Annotated in this window: 11 protein-coding genes; 2 read left to right on the top strand and 9 right to left on the bottom strand. The window is 73.3% G+C overall.

Annotated elements, in window-relative coordinates; translation table 11 throughout:
- Positions 1 to 44 precede the first annotated feature (44 nt).
- The 5 genes from ACFY30_RS03055 to ACFY30_RS03075 all read right to left on the bottom strand — a co-directional run bounded on the left by ACFY30_RS03055 (position 45) and on the right by ACFY30_RS03075 (position 11,046).
- Entirely contained in the window at positions 45 to 1,697 is a 1,653-nt protein-coding gene (locus ACFY30_RS03055) for a protein kinase (protein WP_390843430.1), read from the bottom strand.
- A 59-nt stretch (positions 1,698 to 1,756) separates the two neighbouring features.
- The gene (locus ACFY30_RS03060) at positions 1,757 to 3,487 is read right to left on the bottom strand and encodes a serine/threonine-protein kinase (protein ID WP_390843685.1); all 1,731 of its coding nucleotides are present in this window, start codon (positions 3,485 to 3,487) and stop codon (positions 1,757 to 1,759) included.
- Positions 3,488 to 3,655: 168 nt separating this feature from the next.
- A complete protein-coding gene (locus ACFY30_RS03065) occupies positions 3,656 to 6,664 on the bottom strand; it encodes a protein kinase (RefSeq protein WP_390843431.1) in 3,009 nt (1,002 codons plus the stop codon).
- 201 nt (positions 6,665 to 6,865) lie between these two features.
- Positions 6,866 to 9,013, bottom strand: coding sequence for a serine/threonine-protein kinase (locus tag ACFY30_RS03070; protein ID WP_390843686.1), 2,148 nt, complete (start codon positions 9,011 to 9,013; stop codon positions 6,866 to 6,868).
- Positions 9,014 to 9,339: 326 nt separating this feature from the next.
- Entirely contained in the window at positions 9,340 to 11,046 is a 1,707-nt protein-coding gene (locus ACFY30_RS03075; protein WP_390843432.1) for a glycerol-3-phosphate dehydrogenase/oxidase, read from the bottom strand.
- A 350-nt stretch (positions 11,047 to 11,396) separates the two neighbouring features.
- Between ACFY30_RS03075 and ACFY30_RS03080 the strand changes: the two genes are divergently transcribed.
- Positions 11,397 to 12,605 carry a nucleotide sugar dehydrogenase gene (locus ACFY30_RS03080; protein ID WP_390843433.1) on the top strand — a complete coding sequence of 403 codons (1,209 nt, stop codon included), beginning with the start codon at positions 11,397 to 11,399 and terminating at the stop codon, positions 12,603 to 12,605.
- 538 nt (positions 12,606 to 13,143) lie between these two features.
- Here the strand turns inward: ACFY30_RS03080 and ACFY30_RS03085 are convergent.
- The 4 genes from ACFY30_RS03085 to ACFY30_RS03100 form a co-directional block, all read right to left on the bottom strand.
- Positions 13,144 to 14,268, bottom strand: coding sequence for a GuaB3 family IMP dehydrogenase-related protein (locus ACFY30_RS03085; protein WP_390658199.1), 1,125 nt, complete (start codon positions 14,266 to 14,268; stop codon positions 13,144 to 13,146).
- Between the two features lie 106 nt (positions 14,269 to 14,374).
- On the bottom strand, positions 14,375 to 15,877 hold the full coding sequence (guaB, locus tag ACFY30_RS03090; RefSeq protein WP_390658198.1) for an IMP dehydrogenase: 1,503 nt from the start codon (positions 15,875 to 15,877) through the stop codon (positions 14,375 to 14,377).
- A gap of 165 nt (positions 15,878 to 16,042) precedes the next feature.
- On the bottom strand, positions 16,043 to 16,630 hold the full coding sequence (locus tag ACFY30_RS03095; protein ID WP_189718553.1) for a sigma-70 family RNA polymerase sigma factor: 588 nt from the start codon (positions 16,628 to 16,630) through the stop codon (positions 16,043 to 16,045).
- A gap of 817 nt (positions 16,631 to 17,447) precedes the next feature.
- Positions 17,448 to 18,059 (bottom strand): response regulator transcription factor, encoded by a 612-nt coding sequence (locus ACFY30_RS03100; protein ID WP_003948568.1) that lies wholly within the window; start codon positions 18,057 to 18,059, stop codon positions 17,448 to 17,450.
- 380 nt (positions 18,060 to 18,439) lie between these two features.
- Between ACFY30_RS03100 and ACFY30_RS03105 the strand changes: the two genes are divergently transcribed.
- Positions 18,440 to 18,769, top strand: a complete 330-nt coding sequence (locus tag ACFY30_RS03105) for a WhiB family transcriptional regulator (RefSeq protein ID WP_355705315.1) — start codon at positions 18,440 to 18,442, stop codon at positions 18,767 to 18,769.
- The last annotated feature ends 27 nt before the right edge of the window (positions 18,770 to 18,796 follow it).

An 18,796-nucleotide genomic window follows, 5' to 3' on the forward strand; every position in this document is an offset into this window, starting at 1 on the left:
TCCATATCGCGCCGCACAGGCCGGTATCCATCGGTGAAGTGCAACTACCCTGTCACGAAGGTGTCAACGGCGACGTCGAAGTACTCCCGGGCCTCGCGCACCTTCCCGACCGGCGCCGACACCCACACGTCGTACAACCGCCCGTCCTCCTCCCAGCACAGGTCGTAGGTGTGCCGGGGGCCCTCCGCCGCGCTGAAGCCGTCCCAGGTGAACTCCCAGAGGGCTGCGGGACGCGCCCCGTGCGTGGTCTCGGTGACCTTGCCGTCGTGGTAACCGGGGTTGGCGTCCGGTCCACCGGCGTGCGCGCGCCGCAGCACGGCCAGCGGGCCGCCCGGCTCCGGCTCGGCGATCCTGATGCCGAGGCGGAAGGTCTGCCCCGGGGACATGTAGAAGACGCGCTCGCCCTGCGGCACGCGCGTGAAGCCTTCCGGCACGGCGAGCGAGAACCCGGCGGGGTCGTCGGCCACGTGGTAGCCGGAGGGGGCCGTCGGGCGGTCGTCGGAGGCGCGGCTCGCGGCGTGCGAGGCCGTGGTGGAGGGGCGGCCGGTCGGCGAGGGCGAGGCGGCCGTAGGGCCGGTCGAGCCGCTGGCGGTCGGCCCCGGCGCCGCGCTCGTGGTCTCCCGGGGCGCCGAACTCGTGGGGGAACCTCCTCCCTCGCCGTCCCGGTTCACCAGCAGCGCCGCCGCCGACACGCCCGCGCCCGCCATCGCGGCGACCAGCAGCGCGGCGATCAGCACGCCGCGCGTGGAGCGCTCCTGGGCGGACTGGCCGAGACGCGACGGGGACAGTCCCTGCTGGGCCAGGCCCTGTTGGGGCAGGTCGGCCCGGGTCGGGGTGTAGCCGGACGACGCCGCCGGGGGCGTACGCCCGGTGTCGCGGAAGGCGCGCAGCAGCCGTTCCGCCTCCGCCGCGCCGAGCCGCCGCCCGGGGTCCCGCTCGAGGAGGCCCCGTACGACGGGCAGCAGCGGCGCGGCCTGCGGGGGCGTCCGGATCTCGGCGAAGACGACGGCGTGCAGGATGCCGCCCAGCGAGTCGCGCCGGAAGGGCGACTCGCCGCTCAGCGCGGTGCACAGCAGCGCGCCCAGCGACCACAGGTCGGACTCGGGTCCGGTGTGCGCGCCCGACATCCGTTCCGGCGCGGTGTACTCGGGCGAGCCGACGAAGGAACCCGTCTCGGTGAGTGTGGTGGCGCCCGCGACCTGCGCGATGCCGAAGTCGGTGAGGACGACCCGGTCGCTGTCGCGTTCGAGCAGCACGTTCGCCGGTTTGATGTCGCGGTGCAGCACCCCGGCCGCGTGTGCGGCGCGCAGGGCGCCGAGGAGGGCGAGGCCGATCCGCGCCGCCTCGTCCGGGGCGAGCGGGCCGTGCTCGGCGATCCGGTCGGCGAGCGAGCCGCCGTCGATCAGTTCCATGACGATGTACGGGCGTTCGCCGTCCTCGACGACGTCGTGCACGACGATGATGTGCGGGTGGCTCAGCTGGGCGACCGCGCGTGCCTCGCGCAGCGTCCGGTCGCGACGGCCGCGCGCCTCCTCGCTGGAGAGCGTGTCGTCCTGCGCCAGCTCCTTGACCGCGACACGCCGTCCCAACAGCTCGTCCGTGGCGCGCCACACGACGCCCATGCCGCCCCGGCCGAGCCTCGCCTCCAGCCGGTAGCGGCCCGCGATGACCCGGACGGCGTCCCCCTCGGTCCCCATGCGCCCATCATGCCCCACCGGACGTCCCGGCTCCGGGTGGCCGACCGGCCAACCCCCCGTCAGGAGGCGCTGGGTTCCCGCCAGCTCCGCAGGATCGATGTGAACTGCTCGGCCGTCGTCGCCCAGTCCTTCGCCGGGGAGGACATGAAGATCGCGTACTCCGTGCCGTCACGGGCGATGTACGTCTCCTCGATCGCCCGGCGCGGCCCGGGGAACTCGGTGTCCTTGGCCAGCGCGGTCCACGTGTAGTCCCATTCGGAGCCGTCGCGGTCGCGGTAGACGTTCTTCTCCAGTGAGACCGTCTCGTAGTCGACCAGCCGCTGGAGCTGCTGTTCGAGGTCCTTCTGGTGCGCGTACGGGTCGTCGTAGTCGGGCGACCTGTCGAGGGCGATGCGGACGAGGTGCTCGCCGCCGTCGGGCGAGTAGTCGATCTGCTGGAGGTCGCCTTCGTCCTGGTACACCGTTCGGGCCCAGGTCTTGTCGGGCAGCGCGAGCGCGAAGCCCAGCGGGTCGGTGACCTCCGTCCAGGAGTCGGGTACGGCGCCCTGGTCGCCGGTGGCCGTGGGGCTCGGCGTGCCGGAGGCGGAGGTCGTGGAACCGCCGGTCTCCTGCCGGCCCTCGTCCCACTTCTGGAAGGCGACCGCCGTGCCCCCGCCGACCAGCGCGGCGAGCACGACCACGAGCGCGAGCGTGCGCAGCCGCCGCCGGCGCGGGAGCGGGGCGGAGCCGGTGCCGAGGTGCACGGGGCCGGAGTGCGGGGTGGAGGGGTACGGGGCGCCGGCGGCGGTCGGGCCGGTGGTGCCGGGAACGGGCGTCGACGCCTCCGGGGCCGCCGGCACGCCAGGTCCGCCGGGCGGTCCGACGGGGCCCGTCGGCGCGTACGGCGAGCCCGCGCCGCTCGTCGTCCGGTCGGGTGCGCCGTACCCGCCCGGCCCGCCGTACTGCGTGGGCACGAACGCCTGCGCCCCGCTCGGGCGGCGTCCCTCGGCCGCCTCGGCGAGGAGCTGTTCGGCCTCGGCGGTACCGGGGCGGGTGGCCGGATCCTTGCGGAGCAGGGCGGTGATGACGGGGCCGAGCGGGCCGGCGTGCCGCGGTTCGGCGGCCTCCTCCTCGACGACGGCCTGCAGGGTGGTCAGCGGCGAGGTGCGCCGGAACGGCGAGCGCCCCTCCACCGCCGTGTAGAGCGTCGCGCCGAGTGCCCACAGGTCGGAGGACGGGCCGGGGTCGTGGCCGCGCACCCGCTCGGGGGCGAGGTAGTCGACGGAGCCGACGACCTCTCCGGTGCGGGTGATCGTCGTGTCGCCGTCGATCTGGGCGATGCCGAAGTCGGTGAGGAGGACCCGGCCGTCGTGCGAGAGGAGCACGTTGCCGGGCTTGACGTCACGGTGCAGGACTCCGGCGGAGTGCGCGGCACGCAGGGCGCGCAGCACCCACAGGCCGATCCGGGCCGCCTCGGCGGGCTCGACCCGGCCGTCCTCCTTGACCGCGTCGGCCAGCGAACGGCCCTCGACCAGCTCCATCACGATCCACGGCCGGCCGTCGTGTTCGAGCACGTCGTGCACGGTGACGACGGCGGAGTGGTTGATCCGCGCGGCCGCGCGCGCCTCCGCCCGGGTGCGCGCGAGGAGGACCGCCTGGTCGCTCTCGGCGACGTAGAGCGCGGCGGTCAGTTCCTTGATGGCGACGGCCCGGTGCAGCAGCTCGTCGTGGGCGCGCCACACCCGGCCCATGCCGCCGCTGCCGATGGAGTCGGCAAGCCGGTAGCGGCCCGCGAGGAGCAGGCCCTGCATCTGATTCACGTTGCCCCGCAATGGTCTTGACAGGGTCAGCGTAAAGACCGGGCCGCGTCCGGGGAACCAGCGGGGCGGCAAGGAGACAGCACTGTGACGGTTGTCGCTTCGGGGGCTGTACGGGAACCGGAGCGCCGGATGGGACCGGCCGGCGCGCCGGCGTGCGTACTAACCGGTGTACTGGTAGGTGGCCGCCGCCTGTCCGTACAGCCGCGTGACCTCGTCCCGCTCCGCCTCCGGCCCCCTGACCTGAACGATGTGGTACCGGCCGTCGATGAGGACCGCCATGTTGCGGACGTACAGCTCGCGCCCGCCGTCGGACCAGGTGAACTGGCCCTCGGCCATGGTCCGCGCCCCGACCGTCGTCGTGCGCAGCCCGGAGGCCGTCGCCCAGCTGGAGTCGCGGTACGGCTGCAGCTCGGCCTCCTTCTCCCGCTGGTAGACCATCGGGTCGCTGCCGTTGGCGGACGCGCTGTCCCGTCCCGGTACGACGATCAGCTCGAAGTCTCCGTGGGAGTAGACGACCTGACCGCGTCCGTTCTTCCCGGTGCGGTCCCAGCCGTTGGCGACGGCCACCCGGAAACCGGCGGCGTCCTCGCGGACGGTGAATCCGTCGGCGGCGTCCGCGCCGGAGCCGGTCTGGGTCCCGGTGGTCTCCGCTCCGGTGGTGGCGCCCGGCGAGGTCTGGTCGGGCCGGGGCTCACTGCTCGCCTCGGGCGCCTGTCCGGCCGGTGCGGTGGCGGAGGCGGTCGCGCCGGGCTGCCGGTCGCCGCCGGTGCCGGCGGCCGCGTCCTGCTCGCCGGCCTTGGGCATGAACAGCATCGCGTACGCGACGGCCCCGGCCAGCAACAGCAGGATCAGCACCAGCAGGACGCGGCCCAGGCTGCGCGGGGAACGGCCCGTGTCCTGCCGGGCCCGCTTGTGCCGGCCGTGGGTCGCGGGCAGCCCGGCGCGCCGTCTGCGCACCAGTTCGCCCTTGCGGCGCACGATCGGCAGGCGGTGCGGGTCGACGGGCGGCGCGGCGACGACGTACGTGCCCGCCTCCGGCTCCGGCGCGGACCGCACCAGCGAGCGCAGCCAGCCGCGCAGTTCCTCGAAGCCGAGGCGCTCGGTGGGGTCCTGGCGCAGCAGCGACTCGACCACCGGCCTGAGCGGCCCGCACTCCTCGGCGAAGGCGGGCGGCTCGGCGCACACCATCTGCACCAGCTCCGCCGTCGACTCCTCCGGGTAGGGCGCATGTCCCTGTACGGCCCGGAAGAGCAGCGCGCCGAGCGCCCACAGGTCGGTCGCGGGACCGATCGGCGCGGCCAGCTGCCAGTTCTCGTGCACCGGTCCGGCCTGCTCGGGCGCCCACCGCTCGGTGACGGGCCCGACGACCGCCATCCGCGCCTGCCGTGCCCGCTCGGCGGCCGGCGCGGTCGCGGGACCCCGCCGGACGGGTGCGCCGGGCACCCCGGCGGCCACGAGGTCGTCCCAACGCGCCGGGGCACGCCCGTCGCCGGGATCCGCGCCCGCCTGCACGGGCAGCGGCACGGGCGGGTGCGGGACACCGCCGGACGGCAGGGGGACGGAGCCCGCTGCCGGACTCGGCGCGGGGGCGCCCCGTACCCCGTACGGGTCGGCGATCCGGCCCGCCGCTGCGGACGGCGGGTCGACCGCACCGCTCCCGGGCGCGCCGTACGGCGAGGCCGTCACGGCTCCGTTGGCGTTCTCGGCCGGGGTGCGGGTGCCCGGAAGCGCCGCGCGGCCGTTCTGCTGGGCCTCCTGGACCCGGGCCGCCGCCCGCGCGCCCGCACGGTAAGCGGCGATCGCCCCGGCGCGCGCGGCACGGATGTCCCCGCCGGTCTCCACGGCCGCCCCGTCGGCCCCCGCGCCCGACGCGCCGCCTGCGCCCACCGGCTCACCCGGCAGCCCACCGGCCGCCCGTGCCTCGATGGCGGCCCGCCGAGCAGCCTCGGGATCGACACCCCCGGAACCCCCGACACCACCGCCCCCCGCACCGTGCCCACCGGCACCCGGCCCGTGCCCACCGGCACCCGGCCCATGGCCACCGGCACCCGGCCCGGCCCCGACAACACCTCGCCCCTGGCCGCCCTGTCCCGGGCCATGCCCACCGGCCCCCGGCCCGTGACCGCCGGCACCCGGCCCATCGCCGACAACACCCACCCCTTGGCCAACGGCCCCCGAGCCAGGCCCGACCGCACCGGGCCCATATCCGCCAACACCCGGCCCAGGCCCACCGGCAGCCGGTCCCTGCCCGCCAACACCCGGCCCGCGGCCGGCAACGCCCGAGTCGTACCCACCGGCACCCGGCCCGTGAGCGCTGCCTCCGGAACCCGGCACGAGACCGCCGGTGCCGGAGCCGAGAACGCCTGCATCCGATCCGCGGCCGGCGGCACCCGGCCCCGGGCCGCGGCCGGCGGCGCCCGGCGCCGGGCCGAGCGCCCGGCCACCAGCGGCCGGGCCGGGGCCCGGTCCGGGGACGGCGCCGGGGGCCGTCGGACGGTGAGGGTCGGGAGGCGCGCCCGGCGTCCCGGGTTCCGTGTCCTGCGGCGGCACCGGGTCGTAGCCGCACAGCGCCTCTTCCGCCGCTCCGACGGCCAGCCCGGTCAGCATGACCCGCCCGTCGTCGCAGACGAGGACGGTGCGCGCGGTGATGTTGCGGTGCACCCAGCCGTGCGCGTGCAGCACCCGCAGGGCCATGAGCACGTCGGAGGCGACCTCGGCCGCCCGGTACGGCGTCAGCGGCTGTTCGGCGAGCAGCGCGGCGAGCGGCCGCGCGGCCACCAGTTCACTCACTATCCACAGCGAGCCGCCCTCGGCGAACACGTCGAAGACCTGGTCGAGCCGTGGATGGTCGGGAATGCTCGCCGCCGCCTGCGCCGCCTCCACCGCGCGCCGTACGACGGGATCGGCGGGCCGCCGTGTACTCGCGGCCGCCCGCGCACCGGAAACCCGCCCGGCGCCCCTGCGCTCACGCGCCGTGAACCCCTCGGGCAGCCCGTCCGCGTCGAGCACCTCCGCCTCGACGACCTCGGGCAACGGCACCTGCCGGACCAGGACTTCCTGCCCGCTGTAGGTGTCGAAGGCCCGGGTCTCGGTGAGTTCGTACTCGTCGGAGGGCGGCAGCGGCAGGCGGTAGCGGTCGGCGAGTACCCGTCCCGCATAGTCGTCCACGGTGCCTCCCCCGGCCGCCCGGTCGGTCAATTCCGTTCGTCTCGCGGGCCGTTCCCGCCGTATCCGGCCATGGAGCTGGATGCGTACGGTCCGCAAGCACTCACGATACGTGCCGGAGGCAACCTGCAAAGAGGGGATCCCATATCTCGGGCCCCGAACACGCTCCGAACACGGTGCGTGACCCCCCTGTGCGCCGGGTCGCTACTTCTTGGGGGTGAAGGTGTCCGTCAGTGTCTGCCAGGTGCTCTTGCGCAGTCCGGTGGACCACTTGGCGGCCTTCGCCGTGTACATCAGCGCGTATCCCTGGCTGTCGCTCACGACGAACCCGCGGTCTATGACGCGGTACTTGGTGCCGCCCTCCGCGTAGGTGAACTCCCAGTCGGCCGTGTTCCAGCCGCGGTATTCCACCGCCGCTATGCGGATTTTCTTGTACTGAGAGCGCGTCATGTAGCGCTCCTGGTTCTTCCAGTCGGCGACGGGGTCGTCCTTGGGCGTACTCGTCCAGGCGACCAGCAGCCGCTGTCCGTCGGGCCCGGTGAACCGGTCGCCCGCGGAGCTCGCCGACTGGAACTTCCACCCGGTGGGCAGTCCGATCGAGTAGCCCTGGCCGCCCTTGTAGGTCGTCGCCGCCTGGCTCTCCTCGGTGGCGGAGACGTCGGACCCGCTGCCGCCGGCCGCGGAGGTGTTGCCCGGGGTGGCACCGGAGGCGGTGGAGCCCGGGGACTGCGAGGCCGACCCGTCCGCGCGGGTGCCGCTGTCCTTGTCCTCCTTGGTGGAGGCGCTCGCGCTCCCGCTCGCGACGGTCCCGGTGCCGCCGCCGCTCTGTGCGCCGCCGGCCTTGTCGTCGTCACCGCCGCCGAGCGTGAGGGCCAGCACGGTGCCGAGCACCGCGAGCGCCACGACGACGGCGATGATCACCAGCGTCCGCTTCGGCACCACGTCGGTCAGCGGCGCCCTGGGCACCGGCCGGGGCGGCAGGTCCGGCGGAGTCATCACGGGCCACCCGGAACTCCGGCCGCCCGTACCGGCGTTCGTCCCGGAGTTCGTACCGGCGCTCGCCCCGCCGCTCGGCCCGGTGCCCGCACCGGTGGGGCCCTGCGCACCCTGGCCGCCCCGGCCGCCGCTTCCCAGGGAGCCGAAGGACGACACGGACGTGGTGCCGGCGGACGCCGGGGCCGTCGTCGCCCGGCCGGCCGGTGCGGCCGCGGTCGTCGCCGAGGTCCTGCGCGCCTCGTCCGTCCCCACGGACGCGGAAGCCGCGGTGGACGACGCGGTGGACCCGGAAGCCGCCGCACCGCTCCCCGGCCTGGTGCGGGACGCGGCCGCCGTGGTGGCCGCCCCGGCCGCGACGGCCGCCTTCTTGCGCACGGAACGCAGCGCCCCGCGCAGCTTCTCGCCCGCCTCCCCGGCCGAACTCCCCTTCCCGCCCTCGCGGTCGGGCTGGACCGGCAGCGGCACCAGCCTGGTGGCGTCCGCCGGTTCGGTCTCCTTGGGGTCGGGCGCGTGGATCACGGCGTTGAGCATGGACCGCGCACCGGCGTCGTCGAGCCGGCGCTCGGGATCCTTGGTGAGGAGCCCGTAGATGACGTCCCTCAGCGGCCCCGCGTTCTTGGGCTCCTCCAGCGGCTCGGTCATCACCGCGGTGAGCGTGGCGATGGCGGACCCCTTGTCGTACGGGGGCGAGCCCTCGACCGACGCGTACAGCAGACCGCCGAGCGACCACAGGTCGGCCGCCGGCCCCGGCTTGTGCCCGCGGGCCCGCTCCGGGGAGATGTAGGAGGGGGCGCCGACGAGCATGCCGGTGGAGGTGATGGACGGGTCGCCCTCGACCTGGGCGATGCCGAAGTCGGTGAGCACGACCCGGCCGTCCTCGGCGATCAGCACGTTGGACGGCTTCACGTCACGGTGCAGGATGCCCTCGCGGTGCGCCGAGCGGAGCACGTCGAGGATCGCGAGACCGACCTCGGCGGCACGCCTCGGCTCCAGCACGCCGTCCTCACGGATGACCTCGGCGAGCGACTTGCCCTCGACGAGCTCCATCACGATCCACGGCCGGTCGTCCTCCTCGACCACGTCGAAGACCGTCACCGCGCTGTTGTTGCGGATCCGCGCGATGGCCTTGGCCTCGCGCAGCGTCCGTGTGATCAGCCGGCGCTTCTCGTCCTCGTCGATGTTCGACGGGAACCGCAGCTCCTTGACGGCGACCGTGCGCCCGAGGGTCTCGTCCTCGGCGCGCCACACCGTCCCCATGCCGCCGCGGCCGAGTACGCCCCCCAGCCGGTACCGCCCGGCGAGGAGACGTGCGCTCTTGTCCTGACGGGGTGTGCCCGCCCGCTCCGCCTCCGACATGCGTCCCCTCATGCAACCCGCCCTGACAGAGCCTCCATTGTCCCTCACCCGACAAGTGCCCGACGCCCAGGGTGCCCCTCCCCGCCTCCGCGATGCACCCCGGGACGGGAGCTTTCCGGCCAGAAGGTGCAGCAAAGTCCGGCCAGAAACCGCAATCGCGGCTGCTGGACCCCCTCAACAGCGGGCGCGGCGGGCCGGATCCGTCTTCCACCGCGCCCCTCGGCCGGCGCGAGGAGAACGGCGCAAACACGAGGGCGTGGGCACGACGGCGCTCGCGGATCCCGGCCCCTGGACGGCCTTGCGCACGGTCGGGTTCCGCCCCGCCCTCACAGCGGCACGATGTCCGGTGCCCCGAGCCGCGCCGCGTCAGCCGTCAGGTCGTCAGGCTGCAGTTGGGACTCGCGTTCGGCCTCCACCCGCTTCTCGTAGTGCTCGACCTCGCGCTCGATCTGGTCCTTGTCCCAGCCCAGCACCGGCGCCATCAGCCCGGCCGCCTCCCGGGCGCTGCGCGAGCCGCGGTCGAAGGTCTCGATCGAGATGCGGGTACGCCGGGTCAGCGCGTCGTCCAGGTGGCGCGCTCCCTCGTGGGAGGCGGCGTACACGATCTCGGCCCGCAGATAGTCGTCGGCAGCCTGCAGCGGCTCCCCCAGCGAGGGGTCCGAGGCGATGAGGTCGAGGACTTCCTCGGCCATCGTCCCGTAGCGGTTCAGCAGATGCTCCACCCGCACCACGTGCAGCCCGCTGCGCGCGGCGATGCGCGCCCGCGCGTTCCACAACGCCCGGTAGCCCTCCGCGCCGAGCAGCGGCACGTCCTCGGTGACGCACTCGGCGACCCGCATGTCGAGCCCGTGCACGGCCTCGTCGACCGCGTCCTTGGCCATCACCCGGTAGGTCGTGTACTTGCCGCCCGCCACGACCACCAGGCCGGGCACGGGATGGGCGACGGTGTGCTCCCGCGACAGCTTGCTGGTGGCGTCCGACTCGCCGGCCAGCAGCGGACGCAGTCCCGCGTACACGCCCTCGACGTCGTCCCGGGTCAGCGGCACCCGCAGGACCGAGTTCACATGCTCCAGCACGTAGTCGATGTCCGCGCTGGAGGCGGCCGGGTGGGCCTTGTCGAGGTCCCAGTCGGTGTCGGTGGTGCCGACGATCCAGTGCCGGCCCCAGGGGATGACGAACAGCACGGACTTCTCCGTGCGCAGGATCAGGCCGCTGGAGGAGCTGATGCGGTCCCGGGGCACGACGAGGTGGACGCCCTTGGAGGCGCGGACGTGGAACTGGCCGCGCTCGCCGACCATCGCCTGGGTGTCGTCGGTCCACACCCCGGTGGCGTTGACGATCTGCCGGGCGTGGATCTCGTACTCGCCGCCGCCCTCGACGTCCTGCACCCGGGCGCCGACGACCCGCTCGCCCTCGCGCAGGAAGGCGGTCACCCGCGCACGGTTGGCCGCCTTCGCGCCGTAGGACACCGCCGTGCGCACGAGGGTGGCGACGAAGCGGGCGTCGTCCATCTGGGCGTCGTAGTACTGCAACGCGCCGACCAGCGCGTCCTTCCTCAAGGCGGGGGCGACGCGCAGGGCGTGACGGCGGCTCAGGTGACGGTGCATCGGCAGTCCGCGGCCGTGTCCGCGGGCCATGGACATCGAGTCGTAGAGCGCGACGCCCGAACCGGCGTACAGGCGCTCCCAGCCCTTGTGCTGGAGCGGGTACAGGAACGGAACGGGCTTCACCAGGTGGGGGGCGAGCCGCTCCAGCAGCAGCCCGCGTTCCTTCAGCGCCTCACGGACGAGGGCGAAGTCGAGCATCTCCAGATAGCGCAGACCGCCGTGGATCAGTTTGCTGGACCTGCTCGACGTGCCCGACGCCCAGTCACGCGCCTCGACCAGGCCCGTGGACAGACCGCGGGTCACGGCGTCGAGGGCGGTGCCCGCGCCGACCACGCCGCCTCCCACGACCAGCACGTCCAGCTCGCGCTCGGCCATGGCCGCCAGTGACTCGGCTCGCTGCGCCGGCCCCAGTGTCGCTGTCCTCACCACTGCCTCCCGCTGTCCGTCGCGCCGGCCGCGCCCTCGGGGCGGAGCCCGCTCGGTGTCCCCCTGCCCAAAATTCTGACCGGCCCGCCCGACTTCAGCCACCACGCACCCCCAGCCTGTGGACAACTCTCACGGAACCGGAGCGGGCTTCCCGGAAAACACGGCTGCCCCACCCGGCCCGCCCGCATTCCCGGCGACCGGCACGGACTCACGAAACAGCCGATCAACACAGCCGATCAATCCCACATAACGGTCATATTTACTCCTAGTCTGACATTGCGCTCGCCCGTCCTGTCCACAGGGCTTGCGCACCTGTCCCGCTTCGGTTATTGGGAAGGACGGCCCACGCCATGCCCGCAGATCTCGCCGTCATCGGACTCGGCCCGCTCGGCCTGCCCCTGGCCCAGGCCGCCGTGGCCGCAGGCATCTCCACCCTCGGCTACCGGACCGGCCCCGAGGCGGGGTCCCTCACCCCCGCCGAACTGCGCAGGATGCTCTCGGGGGGCTTCCGGCCCGCCACCGACCCCGCCGCCCTGAGCCGGGTGCGCACCGCCGTCATCTGCGCCCCGACCCCGCGCGACGCGGACGGCGGCCTGGACCTCGGCCAGGTGGAGGCGGCGGCCCGCACCCTGGCCGGGCAGTTGCGCCCGCACACCACCGTCATCCTGGAGTCGCCCGTGTACCCGGGCACGACGGAGGAATTCCTGCGGCCGCTCCTGGAGGAGATGTCCGGCCTGCGCGCGGGCCGCGACTTCCACCTCGCGTACTCCCCCAGCCGGGTCGACCCCGGCAGCCGCTCCTTCTCCCCGGCCGACACGCCGAAGGTCATCGGCGGCCTCACGCCCGCGTGCACGGAATCGGCCGCGGCCTTCTACGGCCGTCTCACCGACAAGGTGGTACGCGCGCGTGGCCTGCGGGAGGCCGAGACCGTGCAGCTCCTGGAGACCAACTTCCGGCACGTGAACATGGCCCTGGTCAACGAGATGGCGGTCCTCTGCCACGACCTGGGCGTGGACCTGTGGGACGTCGTCCGCTGCGCCGAGACCAAGCCGTTCGGCTTCCATGCCTTCCGCCCCGGCCCCGGCGTCGGCGGCCACTCCGTCCCCCTCGACCGCGCGGGCCGGCCCGGCAGCCCCCTGCGCATGGTGGAACTCGCCCAGCAGGTCAACAGCCGTATGCCGCGTTACGTCGTGCAGCGCGCCGCCGCCCTTCTCAACGAGCACGGCAAGTCCGCCCGCGGCGCCCGCGTCCTGCTCCTCGGCGTCACCTACAAACCCGACCTCGCCGACCTGCAGAACACCCCCGCACGCGAGATCGCGATCCGCCTGATGGAGCTGGGCGCCGCCGTCAGCTACCACGACCCCCACGTCCCGTCCTGGAGCGTCCTGGACCGCCCGGTCCCCCGCGCCGACTCCCTCTACGAGGCCGCCGCCGACGCCGACCTCACGATCCTCCTCCAGCAGCACCGCACCTACGACCTGCAGGGCCTGTCGGTGAAGGCCCAGCTGCTGCTGGACACCCGGGGGGCCACGCCCACGGGGGCGGCGCATCGGTTGTGAAGGGGGGCGCGCGGGGTCGCCGACCTCGGCGGTTGGTGGCACTCGCCCCTCTGCCCCAGTACGGTGGAACCAGGTGGAGCCCACCGCAGGGGGCACTGCGGCAGGCTCCTGGATGGATCACGGAGTGTCCGCCCCTACTGTGTGTGGGGGCGGCCGCTCACCATCCGAAAAGTCGCAAGATCCACCTCCTCTTGAACTGGACCATCCGAAGACGGATCCGGTCCCAGCGGCTGGGCTTGCGATGGCGTCCCACGGGCGCCCACGACGCCGCCCATTGGCCCGGTGGACGACTCGTCGGAACTCGGGCCGGGCCCCGAGGGCCGGGGACCGGAACCATGTCCTTGGAAGGGGGCACCCCACACAACTGGGGCGCCGATCAGGACGCTATCGCCTGCGACCCTCCTGACCAGCCCATATCCGCCGCGAACGCAACCGCGCGCCCCCGCCCCACTTCACACGCCCCAGGCCCGCCCGGGCATGCGGAAGGGGCCGGTCACTCACCCGAGTGAGTGACCGGCCCCTTCCCGTGTCCTGCGGCCTACCGCCGGTGCACCGAGTCCGCCACCGTCACCTCGACGCGCTGGAACTCCTTCAGCTCGCTGTAGCCGGTCGTGGCCATGGCGCGGCGGAGGGCGCCGAAGAAGTTCATCGAGCCGTCCGGGGTGTGGGACGGGCCCGTGAGGACCTCCTCGATGGTGCCGACCGTGCCCAGGTCGACCTTCTTGCCGCGCGGCAGCTCCTCGTTGACCGCCTCCATGCCCCAGTGGTGGCCCCGGCCCGGCGCGTCGGTCGCGCGGGCGAGCGGGGAGCCCATCATCACCGAGTCGGCGCCGCAGGCGATCGCCTTGGGCAGGTCGCCGGACCAGCCGACCCCGCCGTCCGCGATGACGTGCACGTACCGGCCGCCGGACTCGTCCATGTAGTCCCGGCGGGCGGCGGCGACATCGGCCACCGCGGTCGCCATGGGCACCTGGATGCCCAGCACGTTGCGCGTGGTGTGCGCCGCGCCGCCGCCGAAGCCGACCAGGACGCCCGCCGCGCCGGTGCGCATCAGGTGCAGGGCGGCCGTGTAGGTGGCGCAGCCGCCGACGATCACCGGGACGTCGAGTTCGTAGATGAACTGCTTCAGGTTCAGCGGCTCGTGCGAGCCCGAGACGTGCTCCGCCGAGACCGTCGTACCGCGGATGACGAAGATGTCCACGCCCGCGTCCACCACGGCCTTGGAGAACTGGGCCGTGCGCTGCGGGGAGAGCGCGGCGGCCGTGACCACGCCGGAGTCGCGCACCTCCTTGATGCGCGCGCCGATCAGCTCCTCCTTGATGGGGGCGGAGTAGATCTCCTGCAGCCGGCGGGTCGCGGCCTCGGCCGGCAGCTCGGCGATCTCGTCGAGCAGCGGCTGCGGGTCCTCGTACCGCGTCCACAGACCCTCGAGGTTCAGCACGCCGAGGCCGCCGAGCTCGCCGATGCGGATGGCGGTGGCCGGGGAGACGACCGAGTCCATGGGAGCGGCCAGGAAGGGCAGCTCGAAGCGGTAGGCGTCGATCTGCCAGGCGATCGAGACCTCCTTCGGGTCCCGCGTACGGCGGCTGGGGACGACGGCGATGTCGTCGAAGGCGTACGCCCGGCGGCCGCGCTTGCCGCGCCCGATCTCGATCTCAGTCACGTCTGTGGCCTTTCCCTGATGCGTTTCAGCGTCTTCCAGTATCGCCGACGGGCACGACGAGGGCGGCCCCGGAGTTTCCGGGACCGCCCTCGGGAAGCCCGTGCGCCTACTTGCTGCTGTAGTTGGGCGCCTCGACCGTCATCTGGATGTCGTGCGGGTGGCTCTCCTTGAGGCCCGCGGAGGTGATCCGGACGAAGCGGCCCTTGGTCTCCATCTCCTCGATGGTGGCGGCGCCGACATAGCCCATGGTCTGGCGGAGGCCGCCGACGAGCTGGTGCAGCACGTTGCCGAGGGGGCCGCGGTAGGGCACCTGGCCCTCGATGCCCTCCGGGACGAGCTTGTCGTCTGCGGCGACCTCGGCCTGGAAGTAGCGGTCCTTGGAGTACGACTTGCCCTGGCCGCGGGACTGCATGGCGCCGAGGGAGCCCATGCCGCGGTAGGACTTGAACTGCTTGCCGTTGATGAACTGCAGCTCGCCCGGGGACTCCTCGCAGCCCGCCAGGAGGCTGCCGAGCATCACCGAGTCGGCGCCGGCCGCGAGGGCCTTGCCGATGTCGCCGGAGTACTGCAGACCGCCGTCGCCGATCAGCGGGATGCCCGCCGGGCGGGCGGCGAGGGAGGCCTCGTAGATCGCGGTGACCTGCGGGACGCCGATGCCGGCGACGACGCGGGTGGTGCAGATCGAGCCGGGTCCGACACCGACCTTGATGCCGTCGACACCGGCGTCGATCAGGGCCTGGGCGCCGTCGCGGGTGGCGACGTTGCCGCCGATGACGTCGACGCCGACGCTGGACTTGATCTTCGACATCCAGCTGAGGGCGTTGCTGTTGTGGCCGTGCGAGGTGTCGACGACCAGGAAGTCGACCCCGGCCTCGGTCAGGGCCTGGGCACGCTCCAGCGCCTCGGGGCTGGCGCCGACGGCGGCACCGACGAGCAGCCGGCCCTCGGCGTCCTTCGCGGCCCGGGGGTACTGCTCGGCCTTGACGAAGTCCTTGACCGTGATCAGGCCCTTGAGGACGCCCGCCTCGTCGACCAGGGGAAGCTTCTCGATCTTGTGGCGGCGCAGCAGCTCCATGGCTTCCGTGCCGGAGATGCCGACATGGCCGGTGACCAGCGGCATCGGGGTCATGACCTCGCGCACCCGGCGGGAGCGGTCGCTCTCGAACGCCATGTCGCGGTTGGTGACGATGCCGAGCAGCTTCTTGTCGCCGTCGGTGACCGGGACACCGCTGATGCGGAACTTGGCGCACAGCGCGTCGGCCTCGGCCAGCGTGGCATCCGGGTGCACCGTGATGGGGTCGGTGACCATGCCCGACTCCGAGCGCTTCACCAGGTCGACCTGGTTGACCTGGTCCTCGATGGAGAGGTTGCGGTGCAGCACGCCCACGCCGCCCTGCCGGGCCATCGCGATGGCCATGCGGGACTCGGTGACCTTGTCCATCGCCGCCGAGAGCAGCGGGATGTTCACCCGGACGTTCCGGGAGATGCGGGACGAGGTGTCGACCGCGTTGGGGAGCACCTCGGATGCGCCCGGCAGCAGCAGCACGTCGTCGTAGGTGAGCCCGAGGGTCGCGAATTTGGCGGGCACTCCGTCGACGTTGGCAGTCATGACACCTTCCCCAAATGGCCTTGATCGGTGCGGATGTCCATGCTAACGGGAAGCGGAGCTCCCGAATTCCACGGTCCGACGTCACTCCGGGCTTCGTATGTTCGTACGGAATCGGTGGCCGGCCTGTTCACCCAAGGCGTCCAAGGGGCCGGTCACCGGGGGCAGTCACTGCTCGGCGAGGGCCCGCAGCCTGCTCAGCGCCCGGTGCTGGGCCACACGGACCGCCCCGGGTGACATTCCCAACATCTGGCCGGTCTCCTCCGCGGTGAGGCCCACCGCGATGCGCAGCAGGAGCAGCTCCCGCTGGTTCTCGGGCAGGTTGGCCAGCAGCTTCTTGGCCCACTCGGCATCGCTGCTGAGCAGGGCGCGCTCCTCGGGGCCGAGCGAGTCGTCCGGCCGCTCGGGCATCTCGTCGGACGGGACCGCCGTCGAGCCGGGGTGGCGCATGGCGGCCCGCTGCAGGTCGGCGACCTTGTGGGCGGCGATGGCGAAGACGAAGGCCTCGAAGGGCCTGCCCGTGTCCCGGTAGCGGGGGAGGGCGAGCAGGACCGCCACGCAGACCTCCTGGGCGAGGTCCTCCACGAAGTGGCGCGCGTCGCCTGGCAGCCGGGACAGCCGGGTGCGGCAGTAGCGCAGCGCCAGGGGGTGGACGTGGGCGAGCAGGTCGTGCGTCGCCTGCTCGTCGCCGTCGACGGCGCGGTGGACGAGTGCTCCGATCGTCCCCACGGCAGTGACCGCCTCGTCGTCGCGCATCGGTCCATGGTGCACTGCGGCCGAACGGTCCGCGGCACCGTGCCCGTCGTTGTGCACCGAAGCGTTATGAGCAGGTGCGCCGGAACTCATCCCCTGCGCCCTCCCCTTCCGCTCGACCGACTCGTCCCCGAGAGACTCCACATCTCAAGGATGCGGCATCCGCGGCGAAACGAGCAGCGGGCACCCGGCCGGGCCCCGTGCCACCCCCGCCGACCGCGCTGAGGACGGGGTGCGCGCCCGGCCGCTCGACCCCGCCTGAGCAGGGAGGTTCCCTCATGCCCGCTCCTCGTCACTGACCGGGCGCCGGACCGACCGGCACCCGGCGAAACCGGCCGCGTCCGCCGACCGGACCGGAAGCCGCACCCGGACGGACCCGGGTCACGGAACCCGGCGCAGGCCGGCGCGGGCCGACTCCGACGGGCCGACCCCGACGGGCTGCCCCCGCCGGAACCGGGGCCGGTTCCGGGGGCCTGCCCGGCGCATCGATGCCGGTGCGTTCCTTCCGGCTGACCCGCCCGGCTGACCCGCCGGACCGAACCGCCTGACCGCAGGCACCGATGTTCCTTCTTCGGCACCACGCAGGCGCGGTCCCACCGGACCGAACGGCCGGAGTGTCCCACCGGACCGGACGGCCGGAGTGTCCCACCGGGCCGAACCTCCGGACTGTCCCACCGGTACGAACCACCGGAGTGTCCTGCGGACCGAACCGCCGGACTGCCCCGCCGGTACGAACCACCGGGCTGTCCGCCAGGTGGCCCTCGGGGCCGATCCGCCTGGCGTCCTCCGGCTGGTCCTCCTGGTGGCCCTCCCGCCGGCCCTAGCGGACCAGCCCCCACCGGAAGCCGAGCGCCACCGCGTGGGCGCGGTCCGAGGCGCCGAGCTTCTTGAAGAGACGGCGGGCGTGCGTCTTGACGGTGTCCTCGGAGAGGAACAGCTCGCGCCCGATCTCCGCGTTGGAGCGGCCGTGGCTCATGCCTTCGAGGACCTGGATCTCACGCGCGGTGAGCGTGGGCGCGGCGCCCATCTCGGCGGAGCGCAGCCGGCGCGGGGCCAGCCGCCAGGTCGGGTCGGCGAGCGCCTGGGTGACGGTCGCGCGCAGCTCGGCCCGCGAGGCGTCCTTGTGCAGATAGCCGCGGGCACCGGCGGCGACCGCGAGGGCGACGCCGTCCAGGTCCTCGGCGACGGTGAGCATGATGATGCGGGCGCCCGGGTCGGCGGACAGCAGCCGCCGCACGGTCTCGACGCCGCCCAGTCCGGGCATGCGCACGTCCATCAGAATGAGGTCCGAGCGGTCGGCGCCCCAGCGGCGGAGGACTTCCTCGCCGTTGGCCGCCGTCGTCACGCGCTCGACGCCGGGCACGGTCGCGACCGCGCGGCGGAGCGCCTCTCGGGCAAGCGGGGAGTCGTCGCAGACGAGGACGGATGTCATGGCCGCCCTCCGCAGCTGATGCGCGTCACCTTGTGCCTCCAGGCTGGTACGAAATCGTCACCTGTGCGGTCGACCGCCTCGGACGCCTGCCCGAGCGTTTGTGTTTTCAACCGCCTCCGCACTCTCAACGATGGTCACTCGAAAGAGTTACGGGGCCGTGTGCAGTCTTCGGCACTCTACGTGAGGGGGCGGACACGGTGGAGGGAGCCGCGCGGACCCTCAACCTTTCATCACAACCCATGCCCCATTCAGCCCTATTTCTTCCCTTTAGCTGGTGTCTGAGGCTAGATTCGCAATGGGTCATATTTTCATCTCCTTAGATCGTAGTTGTACGGTCGTGGGCACCGTATCCGCTCAGAACGGCTACAAGGGGTCACGCAATGGCAGATTTCTCCCGCCTTCCCGGACCGAACGCGGACCTGTGGGACTGGCAGCTGCTCGCCGCCTGCCGCGGGGTGGACAGTTCGCTCTTCTTCCATCCGGAGGGTGAACGCGGGGCGGCTCGGAGCGCTCGAGAGAACTCGGCCAAGGAGGTCTGCATGAGGTGCCCGGTCCGCGCGCAGTGCGCGGCGCACGCACTGGCCGTACGCGAGCCGTACGGCGTGTGGGGCGGGTTGACCGAGGACGAGCGCGAGGAACTGATGGGCCGGGCGCGCAACCGCCTGGTGTCGGCGTCGCCGGGCGCGAGAGACGCGTCGTCGAACACATGAAGGAACGTTTTTGCACATCACGGCGGA

Source organism: Streptomyces sp. NPDC000345 (assembly GCF_042898825.1).
In the GTDB taxonomy this organism is placed as follows: Bacteria; Actinomycetota; Actinomycetes; order Streptomycetales; family Streptomycetaceae; genus Streptomyces.

What these genes read in the sequence shown, in the direction of transcription:
- ACFY30_RS03080 (WP_390843433.1), top strand. Translation starts at nt 11,397, where the DNA reads ATGCCCGCAGATCTCGCCGTCATCGGACTCGGCCCGCTCGGCCTGCCC.
- ACFY30_RS03055 (WP_390843430.1), bottom strand. Translation starts at nt 1,697, where the DNA reads ATGGGGACCGAGGGGGACGCCGTCCGGGTCATCGCGGGCCGCTACCGG.
- ACFY30_RS03100 (WP_003948568.1), bottom strand. Translation starts at nt 18,059, where the DNA reads ATGACATCCGTCCTCGTCTGCGACGACTCCCCGCTTGCCCGAGAGGCG.
- ACFY30_RS03060 (WP_390843685.1), bottom strand. Translation starts at nt 3,487, where the DNA reads ATGCAGGGCCTGCTCCTCGCGGGCCGCTACCGGCTTGCCGACTCCATC.
- guaB (WP_390658198.1), bottom strand. Translation starts at nt 15,877, where the DNA reads ATGACTGCCAACGTCGACGGAGTGCCCGCCAAATTCGCGACCCTCGGG.
- ACFY30_RS03095 (WP_189718553.1), bottom strand. Translation starts at nt 16,630, where the DNA reads ATGCGCGACGACGAGGCGGTCACTGCCGTGGGGACGATCGGAGCACTC.
- ACFY30_RS03105 (WP_355705315.1), top strand. Translation starts at nt 18,440, where the DNA reads ATGGCAGATTTCTCCCGCCTTCCCGGACCGAACGCGGACCTGTGGGAC.
- ACFY30_RS03070 (WP_390843686.1), bottom strand. Translation starts at nt 9,013, where the DNA reads ATGTCGGAGGCGGAGCGGGCGGGCACACCCCGTCAGGACAAGAGCGCA.